The 17,084-nt window shown below is 66.1% G+C and carries 14 protein-coding genes and 1 riboswitch; of the genes, 6 read left to right on the forward strand and 8 right to left on the reverse strand.

The window, feature by feature from the left end:
- Positions 1-3 precede the first annotated feature (3 nt).
- Together AC56LG_RS01700 and ylqF are read right to left on the reverse strand one after the other, a co-directional pair.
- Positions 4-1,962, reverse strand: coding sequence for a TonB-dependent receptor (locus AC56LG_RS01700; protein ID WP_497164405.1), 1,959 nt, complete (start codon positions 1,960-1,962; stop codon positions 4-6).
- A gap of 136 nt (positions 1,963-2,098) precedes the next feature.
- Positions 2,099-2,325: riboswitch (cobalamin riboswitch) on the reverse strand.
- Positions 2,326-2,473: 148 nt separating this feature from the next.
- Positions 2,474-3,394, reverse strand: a complete 921-nt coding sequence (ylqF, locus tag AC56LG_RS01705) for a ribosome biogenesis GTPase YlqF (protein ID WP_497165008.1) — start codon at positions 3,392-3,394, stop codon at positions 2,474-2,476.
- A 229-nt stretch (positions 3,395-3,623) separates the two neighbouring features.
- Between ylqF and AC56LG_RS01710 the strand changes: the two genes are divergently transcribed.
- The gene (locus tag AC56LG_RS01710; protein WP_497164406.1) at positions 3,624-3,881 is read left to right on the forward strand and encodes a hypothetical protein; all 258 of its coding nucleotides are present in this window, start codon (positions 3,624-3,626) and stop codon (positions 3,879-3,881) included.
- A gap of 67 nt (positions 3,882-3,948) precedes the next feature.
- On the opposite strand, the gene AC56LG_RS01715 is transcribed toward AC56LG_RS01710, so the two are convergent.
- From AC56LG_RS01715 to AC56LG_RS01730, 4 genes are all read right to left on the reverse strand, one after another.
- Positions 3,949-4,833 carry a hypothetical protein gene (locus AC56LG_RS01715; protein ID WP_497164407.1) on the reverse strand — a complete coding sequence of 295 codons (885 nt, stop codon included), beginning with the start codon at positions 4,831-4,833 and terminating at the stop codon, positions 3,949-3,951.
- A gap of 182 nt (positions 4,834-5,015) precedes the next feature.
- Entirely contained in the window at positions 5,016-6,293 is a 1,278-nt protein-coding gene (locus AC56LG_RS01720) for a choice-of-anchor X domain-containing protein (RefSeq protein ID WP_497164408.1), read from the reverse strand.
- Positions 6,283-7,122, reverse strand: a complete 840-nt coding sequence (locus AC56LG_RS01725; protein ID WP_497164409.1) for a hypothetical protein — start codon at positions 7,120-7,122, stop codon at positions 6,283-6,285. The genes AC56LG_RS01720 and AC56LG_RS01725 overlap by 11 nt, the downstream gene beginning before the upstream one ends.
- 249 nt (positions 7,123-7,371) lie before the next feature.
- Positions 7,372-8,304, reverse strand: a complete 933-nt coding sequence (locus AC56LG_RS01730) for a histone deacetylase family protein (protein WP_497164410.1) — start codon at positions 8,302-8,304, stop codon at positions 7,372-7,374.
- Positions 8,305-8,464: 160 nt separating this feature from the next.
- On the opposite strand from AC56LG_RS01730, the gene AC56LG_RS01735 reads away from it, so the two are divergent.
- The 5 genes from AC56LG_RS01735 to AC56LG_RS01755 all read left to right on the forward strand — a co-directional run bounded on the left by AC56LG_RS01735 (position 8,465) and on the right by AC56LG_RS01755 (position 14,418).
- Positions 8,465-9,385, forward strand: a complete 921-nt coding sequence (locus AC56LG_RS01735; RefSeq protein ID WP_497164411.1) for an AAA family ATPase — start codon at positions 8,465-8,467, stop codon at positions 9,383-9,385.
- A gap of 10 nt (positions 9,386-9,395) precedes the next feature.
- Positions 9,396-10,403, forward strand: a complete 1,008-nt coding sequence (locus AC56LG_RS01740) for a DUF58 domain-containing protein (RefSeq protein ID WP_497164412.1) — start codon at positions 9,396-9,398, stop codon at positions 10,401-10,403.
- Positions 10,400-12,412 carry a transglutaminase TgpA family protein gene (locus AC56LG_RS01745; RefSeq protein ID WP_497164413.1) on the forward strand — a complete coding sequence of 671 codons (2,013 nt, stop codon included), beginning with the start codon at positions 10,400-10,402 and terminating at the stop codon, positions 12,410-12,412. Before AC56LG_RS01740 ends, AC56LG_RS01745 begins: the two co-directional genes overlap by 4 nt.
- Positions 12,409-13,620, forward strand: a complete 1,212-nt coding sequence (gene mltB, locus AC56LG_RS01750; protein WP_497164414.1) for a lytic murein transglycosylase B — start codon at positions 12,409-12,411, stop codon at positions 13,618-13,620. Before AC56LG_RS01745 ends, mltB begins: the two co-directional genes overlap by 4 nt.
- Before the next feature lie 453 nt (positions 13,621-14,073).
- Positions 14,074-14,418, forward strand: coding sequence for a hypothetical protein (locus AC56LG_RS01755; protein ID WP_136219512.1), 345 nt, complete (start codon positions 14,074-14,076; stop codon positions 14,416-14,418).
- Between the two features lie 108 nt (positions 14,419-14,526).
- Here AC56LG_RS01755 and cysM read toward each other — a convergent pair whose 3' ends face one another.
- Together cysM and AC56LG_RS01765 are read right to left on the reverse strand one after the other, a co-directional pair.
- On the reverse strand, positions 14,527-15,429 hold the full coding sequence (gene cysM, locus AC56LG_RS01760) for a cysteine synthase CysM (RefSeq protein ID WP_497164415.1): 903 nt from the start codon (positions 15,427-15,429) through the stop codon (positions 14,527-14,529).
- Between the two features lie 175 nt (positions 15,430-15,604).
- Positions 15,605-16,993, reverse strand: a complete 1,389-nt coding sequence (locus AC56LG_RS01765) for a M28 family peptidase (RefSeq protein ID WP_497164416.1) — start codon at positions 16,991-16,993, stop codon at positions 15,605-15,607.
- Between the last annotated feature and the right edge of the window lie 91 nt (positions 16,994-17,084).

Raw genomic sequence — 17,084 nt, forward strand, 5'->3', positions numbered from 1 at the left:
ACATCAGAAGTCGTAGCGCGCCGAGAGCTTCAGCTGGCGGCCGTCGCTCGGGTAGATGCCGCTGCGGCAGCCGAAAGCCTGGCTGAAGTACTGGCGGTCGGCCAGGTTCAAGCCATTGATGGCCAGTTCCCAGGCGCCCACTTTCACTGCATAGCGCGCGTCGAAGGTCGTGTACGACGGGATGCGCGTGCTGCAATCGTTGCCGAAGTCGCTGCCGTAGCGCTGCTTCGACACGTATTGCGCGCCGATGTCGGCACTGTGGCCGTTGGCCGGCGTCCAGGCCAGGCGCGCAGTCAGCACGTTCTTCGGCACCAGCACCATCTCGCGGCCGGCGTTCGGGCCATCCGTGAATTCCGCTTGCACGTGCTGGAAGTGGCCGGACAGGCGCAGGTCCATGCCGAGGTCGGCCTGGGCGTCGAGCTCGATGCCCTGGCGGCGCGTCGGATCGAGGTTGGTGTTGGCGCCGAACGGCGGCACCGTCGGGTCATAGAAAATCTCGTTTTCCAGGCGGTGGCGGAACACGCGCGCCGATACCTGGCGCGCCTTGTCGCCCACGGTCACGCCCAGTTCCAGGTCGCGCGAAGTCTGCACGTCGAGCAGGCCGCTGGTCGAACGGAAGCCGTTTTCGTCGGCGTTCGGCAGGCGGTAGCTCTGCCCTGCCTTGGCATGCACGGTCACGCCGGCGACCGGGTCGATGCTGCCTTCCACGCTCCAGCCGTTCTGCGATTGTTCGCCGTTCGGCACGCCGAGGCTGGCGTTGGCTTCTTCCTTCTTGAACTTCTCGTGGCGCGCGCCCAGCGCCAGGCGCGCATTGCGCTCGCCGCCGAAGCGCATCTCGTTGCGCAGGTAGAGCGCGCGCGAATCCTGGCTGGCGTTCGAGCCAAGGGTGGTGCGGCGTTCCCAATCGATCAGGTCGACGCCGGCGACGAATTCGTTGAGCATGCCATTCCATTGCGACAGCTGGCGCAGGCGCGGTGAGAACTGCGTCTGGCGGCTGTTGTAGGTCGACTCGGAGAGGAAGCCGCCGAAATCATAGGCCGACCCCACTTCGCGTTCGCGGTGCGACAGCTCGGCCGCCAGTTCGACGCTGCCGATGCGGTGTTCGGCAAAGGCCAGCACGCGGTCGCTGGCGAGCGTACCGAAGTCGTTCGGGGTAGTGGTTTGCTGTGGATTGGCGTTGAACTGGGCCAGCGTCAGCGAACCCGGCAAGCGCTGGTCCTGGCGCGCGCTCTCGACGCGCACGCCGAGGCGGGTCGCATCCTGCGCCCATTGCACGCCGCCGCTGACGGTCTTCTGGCGGAATTCGGCGTTGCGGCGGTCGTTGTCGGTGGCCTGGTGGGCGGCGGCGATGTCGAACGACAGCGGGCCTTCGCCATGGCGCAGCGTGGCGCGCGCATCGTGCTGGTCGAACTGGCCGCCTTCGAGCACCAGCGAACCGTGGTAACCAGGCTCGCTGCCGCGCTTGGTAATGACATTGATCACGCCCCCGGTGGCGCCTTCGCCATACAGCACGCTGCTGCCGCCGCGCACGATCTCGATGCGCTCGACGGTATCGACCGGAATGCTGGAGAGGACGGCGCCGGCCAGCTCGTTCTCGTTCATGCGCACGCCGTCGACCAGGATCACCAGGTTCTGGCCGCTGTTGGTGCCGAAGCCGCGCAGGTCGAGGCCGAAGTCGGGCGAGCCGTCCAGGCTCTGGCGGCCGAAGACGCCGCCGATCTTGCGGATCGCGGCGTTGACGTCGTTGACGCCCGCGCTGCGGATCTCGGCGGCGGTAATCACGGTGGCGCCGACGGCCGGCAAGGCGGCGTCGCTCGGGAAGCGTGGCCCCGTCACGTGGACGGTGGAGATGTCGGCCTCGTCGGCATGGGCGGCGCCGGCGAACAGGGAAAGGGAGAAAGCGCAGGCCAGCGCGAGCGGCTTGACGGCCGGCGCGCTGCGCGAAACAGCAGCAAAAGTCATGTTGTGATTCTTCGAATAGGGGTCATCCGCCCTGCGTCCCCGCAAGCCGGATTCAACGGACATCAAAGAGAGCGTCTGACAAAGCCCCAGGGCAAGGCCATGCAACGCCGCCATGAGGTTTTGTCAGGCGCTCTCAGCTGGTCCACCTGTCCTGGCCGGTATCCGGGCTCGCAAGTCTGACCGCCTCACCTTCCTATGCGCGGCACAGTGGTGTTGGAGGCGGCCGGTCGCCGGGGCGACGCTTGTTTACCGTTGCGGGGGCAGCACACGTTGGCCTGGCGCCGGGGGCGCCGTGGCTTCGTGTTTCCCGTTTAACTGCGCGCGCAGATTGCGCACGCGGGCACCAGAACGGGGTGGATTATATACCTGACAAGGGATATTGGAGGTGCGGGGATGCATGTGGTGAACGCGTGGACTCAGGAGTCCACGCTACGGATCGCGATATTTGGCGGTTAACGACGTGGCGAACAGCCGATGTGGTGAACAGCCGGCATCGCGCACGAAGCCCTGCTTACGTCCCGCGCTTGCCGCGTGCGGCCTCTTCCGCCTTGGCCGCCGCCTTCTCGGCCGCGATGCGCTCTTTCTCTTCCTTCTCGATGCGGTGCGCTTCGAGGCGCGCGGCGCGGGTGTCCGGGGTCTCCAGGCTGATGCGGCCGATGGCGCCGCTGCGGTAGTCGTGCAGCAGCACGTGGGCTGCCTTTTCGACGTCGTACTCTCCGCCGCGCACGCGGAAACCGCGGCGCGCGGCCACCTGCTCGACCACGCCGATGCCGTCCAGGCCCTCGGTCTTGAAGCCGTAGCGGGCGGTGAGCAGTTGCGGGTAGCGCTCGAGCAGGACGTCGCCCAGGAAGAAGGCGACTTCTTCCTCGATCAGCGCATTGGTACCGATTGCGTGGCTGGCCGCCAGCATCAGGCCGTCGCTCGGCATGTCGATCTTCGGCCACATCAGGCCCGGGGTGTCGACCAGCACCGTGTGCTTGTCGAGATACAGTTTTTGCTGGGTCTTGGTGACGGCCGGTTCGTCGCCGACCTTGGCCACGCGTTTTTTCAGGAGCGCATTCATCAGCGTCGATTTGCCGACGTTTGGAATACCCATGATCATGATGCGCAGCGGCTTGGTCGGCACGCCGCGGTGCGGCGCCAGCGACAGCGCCAATGCGGGGATGCGCGCGACGTCGGCCGGTTTCTTGGTCGTCATCGGATACGCCGTTACGCCGGGCTTGGCGTCGTAGTACGCCTTCCAGGCGGCGGTCGCGGCGGGGTCGGCCAGGTCGATCTTGTTGAGGATCTTCAGCACGGGACGCTGGCGGAACTGGCGCATGCGGTCGACCAGCGGGTTGCAGCTCGCTTCGGGCAGGCGCGCGTCGAGGACCTCGACCACGAGATCGATGAATTCCATCTGTTCTTCCGCCTGCTTCTTGGCGGAGTTCATGTGGCCCGGGAACCATTGTATCGACATGCTGTGCTTTCAAATTTCTGCGAACGAGGCGGTATTTTACGCTGCCCTCGAGGCCAGCGTCCCGCCGCAGTGTCGTTCTGTTTCCAATAGGAATGATTTAGGCTTGATTCGTTGCAATATCGAGTCATCCGGCACGGGCACGATGACAGGACGGCCGCTCCTGGCCGTGCTCATGGACGAGGGGAACGGTATGGAAAACGCGATGAAAAGGGCCGGCGGATTTGCGCGCAACGTCGAGGTGTGGATTTTTGGCGCGTTCGGGGCATTGGTGCTGGCGGCCTGCCTGGAAGGCAAGGTCGAGCCGGCCAGCCGCGCGGGCGTGGCGCCGGAAACCGAGCTGGCGCAGCCGCAGGCAGGCACGGCCGAGCCGATGTACGTGGTGTACGTCGTAGGCAAGCGGCCGAGCGCAGCCGAGAAGAAGCGGATGGCGCGGGCCGGCGCGGGTGCCGGCGCGGGGTGATGTTGGATAGTCGATGGACGGACCGGGAGAACAGTCCGGGAGACTGTTATCCCGCCCCGCCTCCTCCCTAACGCGCAAACGCTTCCATATCCCGCCGCACCAGCGAAGTCACGCCGCTCCAGTTGCGCTCCGTGTAGTGCCCGACATCTTCCCCATCGTCGCGAAACACCACCGAGTGGAAGGCCCATTTCGCGCGCCCGCCCTGGTTGGGGCCGGAACCCAGCGTCAGGTCGTTGCAGAACCAGTCGCCCGGATTGCACAGCGAACTGCCGCCGCTGCCCGAGGCGCCGCCGGAACTATGGTAGGCCACCACCTCGTCGTCCTGGCCCGGCAGCGCGAACGAGTACAGCGTGCCGGCCGCGCCGGCGTAGCGATAGAACCAGATGCCGCGCGTGTCGTTGTGGTTGTACAGCGCGCGCGAAGTGGCCACCTTTTGCTGCTGGGCCAGCGGCTCGCTCGTGGTCCAGGCGCCGATGTCGGCCAGTTCGCTGCCGCCGGCGGAGCCCGCCGAAGTCCGTACCCAGCGGATATTCCACCCGGTTTGCGAGCCGCCGGTGCCGCCCGTGCACACGCCGGCCGCATTCGGCTGGGCGTTGGTGACCGGCCGCGCGCTGCCGCCGTAATTGGCCAGCGTATAGCCGACCAGCAGTTCGCCGGCGCTGTGGACGGCGACATAGCACCAGTTCTGGCCGGTGCAGAAGCAGTCGAGCGCCGAACGCAGGATGCCGCTTTGTGCGGAGACTGCGCTCCTGCCGTCCCAGTTGACCGATTTCTTGTTGACGCCCGCCGGCGTGGCGTTCGGGCCGAAATAGGTGAAGTCGTTGTAGTTGCCGATCGCCCCGCCGCCGGTGCGGCCGTTGACCCACAAGCTGTAGTTGGTGGCGCCGGCCATCCCGGCGGCGAGCAGGCCGGGCAGGCACAGCGAAAGGGCAAGGCGCGCGGATCGTCCCATGTCATCCTCCATTGTTGTGGTTGCAGTGGGACGTGTCGACGGCCGACCGCGGAGAACCATTCTGGTGACGCGGCGGGCCGCAGGTCAACCGCGCACGGTTTGGCATCGAAGCGGCGTTGGAACAACGATACCGAACAGTGGACAGGCGCCGGCGCCACTGGCAGCGGCGGCGCCGGCAAGGCCTATTTCACCGGCCCGCACGCGCTCGGTGGCAGCGGCTGCGACGGATCGAACTTCGCCAGTTCCGCCGCCGCCCCTTTGCGGTCGCGTGCGAATTCGGTCAGGTAGCGGTCGCGCTCCTCGCTGCTCCACTCGGCATCCGACACGCCTTTCAGGGACTGCGCGCGGCTGGTCAGCACCGGGCCTTCGAGGCGCGGCATCAGCTCGCGGTCGGGATCGGTATTCTCCTTGAGCAGGTAGCCGTCGACGTCGCGCAGGGTCAAGGGCAGCGCCGGCGCACCGTCATGCATCAGCTTGCCGAACACGACCAGCTTGATGTCGTTCGCCCCCGGTCCCAGCACCTCGTTGAAGGTAGCCAGCGCGAACGGGCGTCCCCTGGCGTCGTCGATGCGGCCGGTGACGATGTAGCGCCCCGGCTGGCGCACCTCGGCGCGCAGCACAAAGGCGAGCGAACCGTCTTCCAGCACTTCGCGCGGCGCGCCGGCCCAGACCGCCGGCACTTTCGGCGAATAGATGACGTCGAAGATCACCACGCCATTCCTGCCGCCCGCCGTGTAGCGCACTTCGGTGCGGATGGTGCCGTGAAAGCCGGCGAGGCCAGTCTGGCCGGGCGTGAGTACGGCGCCGAAGGCGCCATCGCCCGCGACCGGATCGGCGCCCGTGCCATCGTCGGCAAAGGCGAGCGGCACCTGGGTGGTGGCGCGCCCGCCGGTCGTGACGAGGCCGGCGGCAATCGCGCGCGTAATCACCATCGGCACGATGGCGCCTTGCGGCTCGACCGCACGCAATGAGAACGCCACCGTCTCGCCGGCGGCGAGGAAGACGCGCGATTGCGAAGTCTGGATCAGGATGTCCGGGTTGCTGCGGCGGTCGACACCGCGGCGGTCGTCGCCGCGCATCGGATTGGTTTCCAGTACCGGCCGGTTCGGATAGGCCTGGTCGGGATTCTGCGACATCGGCCGCGAGTGCGCCGGATACGTGCTGCCCTCGCGGTAGCTGCAATAGGTGTGGTCGGCCAGCGCGTAGTTGTCGACCAGTTGCTGGCGCTGGCGCGCGCGTTCGGCCGGCGGCAATTGTGGCGCCGGCTGGCCGTCGACCTGGCCGAAGAACTGCGGTCCGCGCGGCTGGCCATTGTTGACGGCGACCGCCGCGGCGGCCACCGCCGGCTCATCGTCGCGCAGGGCCAGCCACAGGACCGCCGCCAACACTGCAAGCAGCAGCACCAGCGGCAGCCAGGAACGTGGGCCGCCAGGGCGGCCCGGTTGGCGATCAGAGGGCACTGTTCACCACGGCGCTGCGCACGACCCCGACGATGCCGCCCCAGTTGCCGTTCGCGTAGTGGTTATAGGCTTCGCTATCGTCGCGGAAGCTGACCGAGTGATAACTCCACTTGGCGCTGCCGCCCTCGTTGGCGGCCGTCCCCAGCGTCAGGTCGTTGCACAACCAGTCGCTCGGATTGCAGTAGGAGCCGCCGCCGCTGCCGGCCACGCCACCGGTGCTGTGGTAAGCGACGGCTTCGTCGTCCTGCCCCGGCAGGATGCCGGAATAGGCGGTGCCCTTGGCGCCGGCATACATGTAGAACCAGACGTTACGCGTGGTGTTGTGGTTGTACATGGCGCGCGCGGTGGTCGTTTTCAGGTCTTGCACCAGCGGTTCGGAGACGGCCCAGGAGCCGACGTCGGACAGCTCGGAGCCGCCGCCGGCGCCCGAGGCGGCGCGCACCCATTTGATGTTCCAGCCGGTTTGCGAGGCACCGTCACTGTTGCCGCACACGCCCGAGGAATTGGCGACGGCATTCTTCTTGACCCGTGCCGACCCGCCGTAATTCGCCAGCGTGTAGCCCATCATCAGGTCGCCGGCGCTGTGGGTGACGACGTAGCACCAGTTATTACCGGTGCAGAAGCAGTCGAGGGCATCGCGGACCTTGCCGCTTTGCGAAGCGATACTGCTGCGCCCATCCCAGTTGACCGATTTCTTGTTGACGCCAGCCGCCGTGGTGCCGGGCCCCCAGTAGGTCCAGCTGTCGTAGTTGCCGACCACGCCGCCGCCGGTACGCCCGTTGACCCACAGCGTGTAGTTGGCTGCCGCTGCGAAGCTCGATGCGGCCATGAGACAGACCGCGATTACCATTCGTAATGCTTTCTTCACAAATATCTCCTCTTTTTGAGTGGACGCCTGTCTCGGTCGCCTTCACTGCCGCCAAAGCCAGGCGCAGCCGCGTCTTGCGGCGTAGAGCCTACCCCGGTCGACCGGGATAGCCTCAGCCGACTGTATGCCCGAGCTAGAAGAGAGTCAATTGAACGGATGAAAGAAGAGAATAGTTTGTTGCATTACAGAAAATGCAAATATTATTTGATGCTAATCAAGTTCCGCCAATACTTTCAGGTGTGCGACGACGCTGCGCGCCAGCGCCGACAATTCATAGCCGCCTTCGAGGCAGCTGACGATGCGCCCGCCCGCGTAGGCGCGCGCCACCGCCATCACCTGCTGCGTGATCCAGGCGTAGTCGGCCTCGACCAGGGCCATGCCGCCCATGTCGTCGTCGCGGTGGGCGTCGAAGCCGGCGGAGATGAAGATCATCTGCGGCTTGAATGCATGCAGGGCCGGCAGCCAGTATTCCTGCACCACCTGGCGCACGACGTCGCCGCCACTCTTCGCCGGTACCGGTACGTTGACGTTGGTGTCTGTGATCGGTTCCGGTTCCGAATACGGATAGAACGGATGCTGGAAGAAGCTGGCCATCAGCACGCGCGGATCGTCGCGGAAGGACTCGGCGGTGCCGTTGCCGTGGTGGACGTCGAAGTCGACGATGGCGACGCGCTCCAGTCCGTGCGCTTCCAGTGCATGGCGCGCGGCGATCGCCACGTTGTTGAAGAGGCAAAAGCCCATCGGCTCGCGCGGCGTGGCGTGGTGGCCGGGCGGCCGGATCGAGCAAAAAGCATTGGCGATGTCGCCGGCGATGACGGCATCGGTCGCGGCCAGCGCCGCCCCGGCCGCGCGCAGGGCGGCGTCGTAGCTGGCGTGGCACAGCAGGGTGTCGCCATCGAGCGGATAGGTGTCGCCGGGCGTGGCCGGGATATGGTCGCGCACCAGCGCCAGCGCGCCTTCGGTATGGTTGCGCAGCACGGCGGGGATCTCGGCCAGCGGCGCCAGGCGGCGCTCGAGCAAGCCGTCGAGCCGGGCCAGGATCAGCTGGTCCTCGATCGCCTGCAGGCGGCTCGGGGACTCGGGATGCCAGCCGCCCATGTCGTGCTTCAGGCAGTCGGGATGGCTGTAGATTGCTGTGCTCATGATCGCGCGCTTCCAGCTTCTGCTCAGCCATACACCGGGATCGGCGGTTCTCGCTTAGAATCGTCGGGATGCTGCGCTGCCGGAAAGAATAGTTGCCAATGACGCTAATCTACCATGCCGCCTGCAGCCCCGCAGCATACGACCATTGGGATCAAACAGCATGTTCAACAAATTGCACGCCGCCGCACGCCAGGTCGGCCAGATCGTGGTCGGCAAGGACCAGCAAGTCCGCCTCGCCTTTACCTGCCTGCTGGCTGGCGGGCACCTGCTGATCGAGGACGTGCCCGGCGTCGGCAAGACCACGCTGGCGCATGCGCTGGCCCTCTCGCTCGGCCTGAAATTCAACCGCGTCCAGTTCACCAGCGACCTGCTGCCGGCCGACGTGGCCGGCATTTCGGTCTACGAGCGCGAGAAGAACGGTTTCGCCTTCCACCCCGGCCCGATTTTCACGCAAGTGCTGCTGGCCGACGAGATCAACCGCGCCACGCCGAAAACCCAGTCCGGTTTGCTGGAAGCGATGGAAGAACGCCAGGTCAGTACCGACGGCATGACGCGGCCGCTGCCCGAGCCCTTTTTTGTCATCGCCACCCAGAATCCGGCGCACCAGGTCGGCACCTTTCCATTACCCGAGTCGCAGCTCGACCGCTTCCTGATGTGCCTGTCCCTGGGCTATCCGGACGCCGCCGCCGAACGCGCGCTGCTGATGGGCGAAGACCGGCGCGCCATGCTGCGCACGCTGGAAGCAGCCATGAACCCGGCGGAGCTGATCGATGCCCAAGGCGCGCTGCGCTCGATCCATGCGTCGAGTTCGCTGATCGACTACGTGCAGGCGCTGGCCCAGGCTTCGCGTTCGGGCACGCTGTTCGCCGAAGGCTTGTCGCCGCGCGCGGCGATCGCGCTGCTGCAGGCCGGGCGCGCCTGGGCTGCACTCGAGGGCCGCGACCACGTGCTGCCCGAAGACATCCAGGCGGTGCTGGTGCCGGTCTGTGCGCACCGCCTGCGGCCGGTGAAATCGGCGCAGGGCCTGGCGCTGGCCAGCCGCGACCTGGTGCTGCAGCTGCAAAAATCGGTGCCGGTCTGAGGACCCGACGATGGCGCGCTCCAGCCTGACCCGGCGCCTGGGTCTGCCCCTGCGTACGCGCAAAGCCGCCGCCGTCGACAAGGGCGAGCTGCTGCTCGGCCAGCGCCGCATCTTCATCCTGCCGACCGGCCCCGGCCTGGGCTTCGGCGCCCTGCTGCTGGTGCTCCTGATCGGCTCGATCAACTACAACCTCGGCCTCGGCTATGCGCTGACCTTCCTCGCCCTGTCCTGCGCCGTGGTCGACATGCTGCTCACCTGGCGCAACCTGGCTTACCTGCGCCTGAATCCGGTGCGCGCGCCGAACGTGTTCGCCGGCCAGGAAGCGACCTTCGAACTGCAGCTGCGCGACACCAGCCGGCGCGCGCGCTATGCGATCGCGGTCGATATCGCCGCCGCCGATAGCACCAAACCGGGCGAGCCGCGCCATGCGGTCGACATCCCCGCCAACGGCAGCGCGACGGTGCGCCTGGCGCTGCCCAGCGACACGCGCGGCTGGCTGGACGCGCCGCGCCTGACGCTCAGCACCCGTTTCCCGCTCGGGCTGTTCCGCGCCTGGAGCTACTGGCGTCCCGACGCGCGCGCCCTGGTCTATCCTTTTCCCGAAGAAGGCGCGCCGCCGCTGCCGGCCGAGTCCAGCAGCCACAGCGAGGGCGCCGGCCACGCCGGTGAAGACGACTTTGCCGGCGTGCGCCCCTACCAGGCCGGCGACCCGCTGCGGCGCCTGGCCTGGCGCCAGATCGCGCGCCTCGACCCGCGCGACGGCGGCCAGCTCGCCACCAAGCATTTCGAAGGCGGCGCGCGCACCGAACTGGTGCTCGACCTGGCCGCGCTGTCGCCCCGGCTCGACCTCGAGCTGCGCCTGTCGCGCATGACGCGCTGGGTGCTGGAAGCGGAAAGCCGCGCCCTGCCCTATGCCTTCCGCCTCGGCGCCGAGCAGTTCGAGGCGGCCAACGGTGTCGCCCACCAGGCGGCCTGCCTGCGCGCGCTGGCGCTGCACGGTCTGGGAGGCACACGATGAAGGCCGTGATCGCACGCTTCGCCGCCCTGCCGCGCGACAAGGCCGACACCCTGCTGCTGCTGTTCGCCGCGCTGCTGGTGCTGGCGCCGCATACCGCCCACCTGCCGGCCTGGGTGTCGCTGCTGTGCGCGCTGACCTTGCTATGGCGCGGCGTGATCACGCTGCAGGGCAAGCGCATGCCGCCCAGCCTGTTGCTGCTGCCGTTGGCCGGCGCCGCCATGTTCGGCGTCGCCCACAGCTACCAGAGCCTGCTCGGGCGCGATGCCGGGGTCGCCATGCTGGTGCTGCTGGTGACTTTCAAGATGCTGGAAATGCATGCGCGGCGCGACCTGTTCGTGGTCGTGTTCCTGTGCTTCTTCCTGGTGCTGACCAACTTCTTCTACGAGCAGGGCATCGGCACCGCGCTCCTGATGGCCGTATCGGTGCTGGCGCTGCTCACGGCCCAGCTGAGTTTCCAGTTCACCGGCACGCCGCCGCCGCTGCGCCAGCGTTTCCTGATGAGCGCCAAGGTGCTGGGCCTGGCGACGCCACTCGCTTTCGCCCTGTTTTTCCTGTTCCCGCGCATCGAGGGGCCGCTGTGGGGCGTGCCGGGCGACGCCAGCAGCGCCCGTTCGGGCCTGTCCGAGTCGATGGCGCCGGGGACGATGGCGAACCTGGCGCAGTCGGGCGAGCCCGCCTTCCGCGTGCGTTTCGAGGGCCGCGCGCCTTCGCAGGAACAGATGTACTGGCGCGGTCCGGTGCTGGGCGCCTACGACGGACGCACCTGGACCCGGCTCGATCCGCGTTTGGCGGCAGGCTCGGCTCGCCAACCGCTGGCGCTGTCGGTCGCCGGTCCGCCGCTCGACTACGAAGTCACGCTCGAGCCGTCGCAGTCGCGCTGGCTGTTCGCCCTCGAAATGCCGCGGCGCCTGCCGGAACTGGACGGGAACATCGCCAACGTCTCTGGCGAATTCGAACTGACGACGAGCTTTCCGGTCGAGATGCGCCTGCGCTACCGGGTCAGCTCGCACCTGGACTACCGCCTGCAGCAGCACGGCTTGCCACCCGGCGCCGATCACTGGCTGCAACTGCCCGGCAACAGCAACCCGCGCGCGCTGCTGGCCGGCCTCGATCTGCGCGCCGAGCCCGATCCGGTCAAACGCATCGACACCGTACTGCAGCGCTTCCGGCGCGACAACTACGTCTATACCCTGAATCCGCCACTGCTCGGACGCGATGCCGTCGACGACTTCCTGTACGGCAGCCGCGCCGGCTTTTGCGAACATTTCGCGGGCGCCTTTGTCTTCCTGATGCGCGCTGCCGGCGTGCCGGCGCGCGTGGTCACCGGCTACCAGGGCGGCGAATTCAATCCGCTCGACGGCTACGTCACCGTGCGCCAGTCCGACGCCCACGCCTGGGCCGAGGTCTGGCTGGCGCGACGCGGCTGGGTGCGCATCGACCCGACCGCGGCGGTTGCGCCGGAACGCGTGCAGCGCGGCCTGAACGGGGCAATCCCGCCGCGCGCGCCCTTCGGCATCGAAGGCCTGGGACGCTTCATGCGCATCGGCGGCGACAGCAGCCCGTGGATCGCCCAGATGCGCCACGCGGCCGGCGCCATCAACAATGGCTGGAACCAGTGGGTGCTCAACTATACGCCGCAGCGCCAGGCCAGCCTGGTCGACGACGTGCAGTCCTCGTTCTTCGACTGGCGCATGCCGGTCGGTGTGGCCGGCCTGATAACTGTGTTGCTGCTGGTCCGATTCTTCCTGCGGCGCAGGGAGACCGATCCGATCGATGCGCTATACTCGGCCCTGTGTACGCGCCTGTCCCGGCTGGGCCTGGCGCGTTCGGCAGATGAAGGCCCGAGCGCCTACGGCGCGCGCATCGTTGCGGCGGGAACCCTGGCAGCGCCCGCGCAGGCGGCGGCCGCCGAGTTCCTCGGCCGTTACAGCGCCTGGCGCTACGCGCCGCGCCGCGACGATCCGCACCTGGCCGTGACCCTGAAGCGCCTACTTTCGCAAGTCAGATGAAACAGTTCGTATCACTTATCACCGCATTCGTTTTCGCAGCAGCTCCCCAGCTCGACGCCAGCGCCGCCGCCAGGCATCCGCCATCGAAGGCGAAGATCGTCAAGGCCAAGGCGGCCAAGGCCAGCAAGGGCAAGCCCGGCAAATCCACCCCGCCGAAAACACCCAAGGCACGCAAGGCAATCGCTGCGGCGGCTGCCGTGGCCACCGTCGCTGCCGCGTCGTCGATCGATTACGACGGCGAACAGGTCAATTTCGCCGAATGGCAAGCCGTGCGCGAGTTCATCAGCGAGATGGTGATCAAGCACGATTTCGATCGCGCAGTGCTGGAAGCGCAGCTGCGCCAGGTGCGCTTCGTGGAGTCGGCGGTGCAGCTGGTGAAACCGGCGCCGCCCGGCAAACCCAAGAACTGGCAAGCCTACAGCAGCCGCTTCATCGAGCCGATCCGCATCAACGCCGGGCTGCGCTTCTGGAACGAGAACGCCGCCGCGCTGGCGCGCGCCGAAGCGACCTATGGCGTGCCGGCCGAGATCATCGTCGGCATCATCGGCGTCGAAACGATTTATGGCCGCGACACCGGGCGCTTCCGCGTGCTCGATACGCTGACCACGCTCGCCTTTGCCTATCCGGAAGCGCCGAACAAGGCGGCGCGCAGCATCTTCTTCCGCGGCGAACTGGAAAACGCCTTCCTGCTGGCGCGCCACGAAAACATCGATCCGTTCACCCTGCTGGGCTCCTTCGCCGGCGCGGTCGGCATGCCGCAGTTCATGCCGGGGAACATCCTGAAATACGGCGTCGACTTCGACGGCGACGGCCACATCGACCTGCGCGGCTCGACCGCGGACGCGATCGGCAGCGTTGCCAATTTCCTGATCGAGCACGGCTGGAATCCGCGCGACGCCGGCCCGCACGCGATCCGGGTCGACGTCGCCGCCCACCGCGCCTGGGAACCGTTGCTCGAACGCGGCCTGGCCGCTACCCTGCGGACCGACGAACTGGCCGCCGCCGGCGTCGTGCCGGCGACAGCCCTGCCGGCGGATCGGCTGTACGGCCTGATCGACCTGCAAAACGGCGCCGAGGCGACGGAATACTGGGCGGCCAACGATAACTTCTTTGCCATCACCAAATATAACCGCAGTTATTTCTATGCCATGTCGGTGATCGACCTGGGACGAGCCGTGCGCACGGCACGGGCTGGCCAGACGTTATAGAGCCGTCTATACATTTCATTAATTTGTAACAACGTGTAACAGCGAAGTCGCCGCTTTTCGCCCCAGCGGCGTTCCCTGCATAGGGTACTCCCCTGGGGTATCCTTTCCCGCCTACTCTCTGTACTCTATGGAAACATTCATGGGTACTGCATACTCCCGCTTTTGTTAGCATTCCTACATATCATTCTGAAACGTGTGGCACGCAACTTCTGTTTCCTCTACACTCGTATTTAATTAAAAAACAATTATTTTCTACGTGAGTTTGTGAGAGAATTGCATTGCGGCTATTGTTGCGATTAGACAACAGGGCCGAGGCTTCACACCGAATTCTATTGCTCATAAGTACTAGAGCCTGAATTAGTTGTACAATTGAGTAGATTTTTTCGAAAGACTTCCGGAATCGAAACGCTGCAAGCGACTTTCCGTAAACCCACAATAGGAATATTTGAAATCATGACAAACCAAGTCGGCATTGATATGAGCAGCGATGCGGAGTCGGATGAACTGTTGCAATACAACCCGAACCGCCTGCTGGATACCCTGATCGAGAACCTGCGCCTGAAGAACGACGCAGCCCTGTCGCGCGCGCTGGAAGTGGCGCCGCCGGTGATCTCGAAGATCCGCCACCACCGCCTGCCGGTCGGCGCATCGCTCCTGATCCGCATGCACGAAGTGAGCGACCTGTCGATCCGCGACCTGCGCTACCTGATGGGCGACCGCCGCAACAAGTTCCGCATCAGCGACAAGCAGTTCAAGCCAAAAGAAGGCGCGGCACCATCGGCGTCGAGCGGCGAGTAATGTTCTCTTGATTCTCACGCGGCCGCTTGCGAAGTGGCCTGCATGGGAAGGATGGACGTAAAAAAGGGGCGATACGGTCGCCCCTTTTGTCATGCCGTGCCTGCTTGCTCAGGCAGGGAATACCCCGGTAGAAAGATAACGGTCGCCGCGGTCGCAGACGATGAACACGATCGTCGCATTCTCGACGGTCTGCGAAATGCGCAGCGCCACTTCGCAGGCGCCGGCGGCCGAGATGCCGCAGAAGATCCCCTCTTCCGCCGCCAACCGGCGCGCCATCTGCTCGGCTGCGGCCTGGCTGACGTTTTCCACCTGGTCGACGCGCGACTTGTCGAAGATCTTCGGCAGGTAGGCTTGTGGCCATTTGCGGATACCCGGGATCGACGAGCCTTCTTCAGGCTGGGCGCCGATGATGCGCACCGCCTCGTTCTGTTCCTTCAGGTAGCGCGACACGCCCATGATGGTGCCGGTGGTGCCCATGGCGCTGACGAAATGGGTGACGCGCCCATCGGTATCGCGCCAGATTTCCGGCCCGGTCGTCTCGTAGTGGGCCAGCGGGTTGTCCTGGTTGGCGAACTGGTCGAGGATGATGCCCTTGCCATCCTTTTGCATCTGGTCGGCCATGTCGCGCGCGTATTCCATGCCGCCCGTCTTCGGGGTCAGCACGATCTGCGCGCCGTAGGCGGCCATGCTCTGGCGCCGCTCGATCGACAGGTTGTCCGGCATCAGGAGGATCATCTTGTAGCCGCGGATGGCGGCTGCCATCGCCAGCGCGATGCCGGTATTGCCCGAGGTCGCCTCGATGATGGTGTCGCCCGGCTTGATCTGGCCACGTTCCTCGGCATTCTTCAGCATCGACATCGCCGCTCGGTCCTTCACCGAGCCGGCCGGGTTGTTGCCCTCGAGCTTGCCCAGGATGATGTTGTTGCGCGCCGCGGCATCCGCGCCGCCCAGGCGCACCAGCTGCACCAGCGGGGTGTTGCCGATCGTATCTTCGATGGTTTTATAGGCCATGTTGCTCTCTTGCGGTTCTTCAAAACACCATTCTAAACCGGGACGCAAGAGTGCGTATGAGGACGTCGGGGTTGTAGGGTGGGCCCCGCCCACGCGGTGCGGCGGATACGAGTCGAAATCATGTTTCGACCATCAAAGGTGCGTCCGCGTGGGCACAAGTGCCCACCCTACAAGATCAGCGCAGCGGCGCCGGATACGTCGCCACGCTGACGTTGCCGTCCTTGTCGACCGCCTGCACGCCAAAGAAATAGTTATCCTTCGACAGGTTCACGGTGGCCTCGGTCACGTTGCCGACGAACTTCGATCCCTGCCATCCTGCGGCCGTGGTCTCGCGCCAGACGATGCGGTAGCCGGCGACGTCCGGTTCCGGATTGGCCTGCCACACCAGCGTCGAATCGTTCACCAGCTTGTCGGTGCGCACCTTGACGCCTTGCGGGGCGGCCGGGGCCAGCGCCAGCGAGGCCAGCGTGGCCGCGTTCACCTTGGCCACTGTGGCCGTGTAGTCGAAGTCGACGAACTCGATTAGGTCGCCATAGACTTTACCGTTTTCGGTGCGCAGGTTCTGGTGCTGGTGCGAGAAGTCTTCGTTCGGCTCGGTGAAGCGCAAGGCGGCGTAGCCCTGCTCCAGGAACGGCATGTGGTCGCCGCCGCGCAGGTAGCGGTCGTGGCGCTGGATCACGCTGACCTTGAAGCCCTTCACGTAGCGCTCGCCCTGCTCCTTGGTGTGGCGCGCGAGCTGGCGCGAGATCGAATCGTTCTCGCCGCCGGTGGCCACCAGCTGGCGCACGGCCTCGCTCATCTCCTTCGTCGCCGGAATGCTTTGCGCGAACAGGCGCACCTGCTTGTTGTCGATCTTGCCGTCGTCGGCGCGCGAGCTGCCGATGATGTCGTTGGTGAACATGCCGGCGACGTTCAGGTTGCTGGCGCGCGCCTGCTTCGCCCAGTGGCCGGCGCCCAGCAAGCCCTGCTCTTCGGCGGCCACCGCCAGGAACACCAGGGTCGCATCGAACTTGTACTTGGCCATCACGCAGGCCATTTCCATCACGGCCGCCGTGCCCGAGGCATCGTCGTTGGCGCCCGGCGCCTTGCCGGAGGCGTCCATCACGTCGGTGTTACGGGAATCATAGTGGCCGCTGACGACGTACAGGCGTTCCTTGGACGCATCCTGAGTGCCCGGCAGCGTGGCGACTACGTTGACGATTTCGGTCGGACGCGAGATGCGCGCCGACACCGGGGCGATGTGGCTGTCGAAGGACACTTGCAGGCCCGTGCCGGCACCGCAGCGTTCGAGCTCCGACCGGATCCAGCGCCGCGCGGCGCCGATGCCGACGGTGTCCGAGGTGGTGTCGGACATGGTGTGGCGGGTTTCGAAGCTCACCAGTTTGCGCACGTAGTTCTCGATGCGCTTGGGGGAAATCTCGGCGACGATCTTGTCGATTTGCGGCTGGTGGCGGGAGACGTCGGGAGCGGACGGTGCGGCAGGTGCGGCAAAGGAGGTGCTGGAGGCGAACAAGCCGGCGACGAGGGCGGCGGTAACACGAACATCACTACGGAGGCGAGGCATGAAGGTCCTTGGAATCGTTGCTTTTCGATTCTCTATCTTCTCATGCCCCGCCCCGCCTGTTACCGTCTTTACATGCAAAAATTCCGGCGCT

The sequence above is a fragment of the Telluria sp. ZB2R32 genome (assembly GCF_059685715.1).

What these genes read in the sequence shown, in the direction of transcription:
- AC56LG_RS01735 (WP_497164411.1), top strand. Translation starts at nt 8,465, where the DNA reads ATGTTCAACAAATTGCACGCCGCCGCACGCCAGGTCGGCCAGATCGTG.
- AC56LG_RS01730 (WP_497164410.1), bottom strand. Translation starts at nt 8,304, where the DNA reads ATGAGCACAGCAATCTACAGCCATCCCGACTGCCTGAAGCACGACATG.
- AC56LG_RS01745 (WP_497164413.1), top strand. Translation starts at nt 10,400, where the DNA reads ATGAAGGCCGTGATCGCACGCTTCGCCGCCCTGCCGCGCGACAAGGCC.
- AC56LG_RS01715 (WP_497164407.1), bottom strand. Translation starts at nt 4,833, where the DNA reads ATGGGACGATCCGCGCGCCTTGCCCTTTCGCTGTGCCTGCCCGGCCTG.
- AC56LG_RS01700 (WP_497164405.1), bottom strand. Translation starts at nt 1,962, where the DNA reads ATGACTTTTGCTGCTGTTTCGCGCAGCGCGCCGGCCGTCAAGCCGCTC.
- AC56LG_RS01755 (WP_136219512.1), top strand. Translation starts at nt 14,074, where the DNA reads ATGACAAACCAAGTCGGCATTGATATGAGCAGCGATGCGGAGTCGGAT.
- AC56LG_RS01765 (WP_497164416.1), bottom strand. Translation starts at nt 16,993, where the DNA reads ATGCCTCGCCTCCGTAGTGATGTTCGTGTTACCGCCGCCCTCGTCGCC.
- AC56LG_RS01710 (WP_497164406.1), top strand. Translation starts at nt 3,624, where the DNA reads ATGAAAAGGGCCGGCGGATTTGCGCGCAACGTCGAGGTGTGGATTTTT.
- AC56LG_RS01740 (WP_497164412.1), top strand. Translation starts at nt 9,396, where the DNA reads ATGGCGCGCTCCAGCCTGACCCGGCGCCTGGGTCTGCCCCTGCGTACG.
- AC56LG_RS01725 (WP_497164409.1), bottom strand. Translation starts at nt 7,122, where the DNA reads ATGGCCGCATCGAGCTTCGCAGCGGCAGCCAACTACACGCTGTGGGTC.
- cysM (WP_497164415.1), bottom strand. Translation starts at nt 15,429, where the DNA reads ATGGCCTATAAAACCATCGAAGATACGATCGGCAACACCCCGCTGGTG.
- mltB (WP_497164414.1), top strand. Translation starts at nt 12,409, where the DNA reads ATGAAACAGTTCGTATCACTTATCACCGCATTCGTTTTCGCAGCAGCT.
- ylqF (WP_497165008.1), bottom strand. Translation starts at nt 3,394, where the DNA reads ATGAACTCCGCCAAGAAGCAGGCGGAAGAACAGATGGAATTCATCGAT.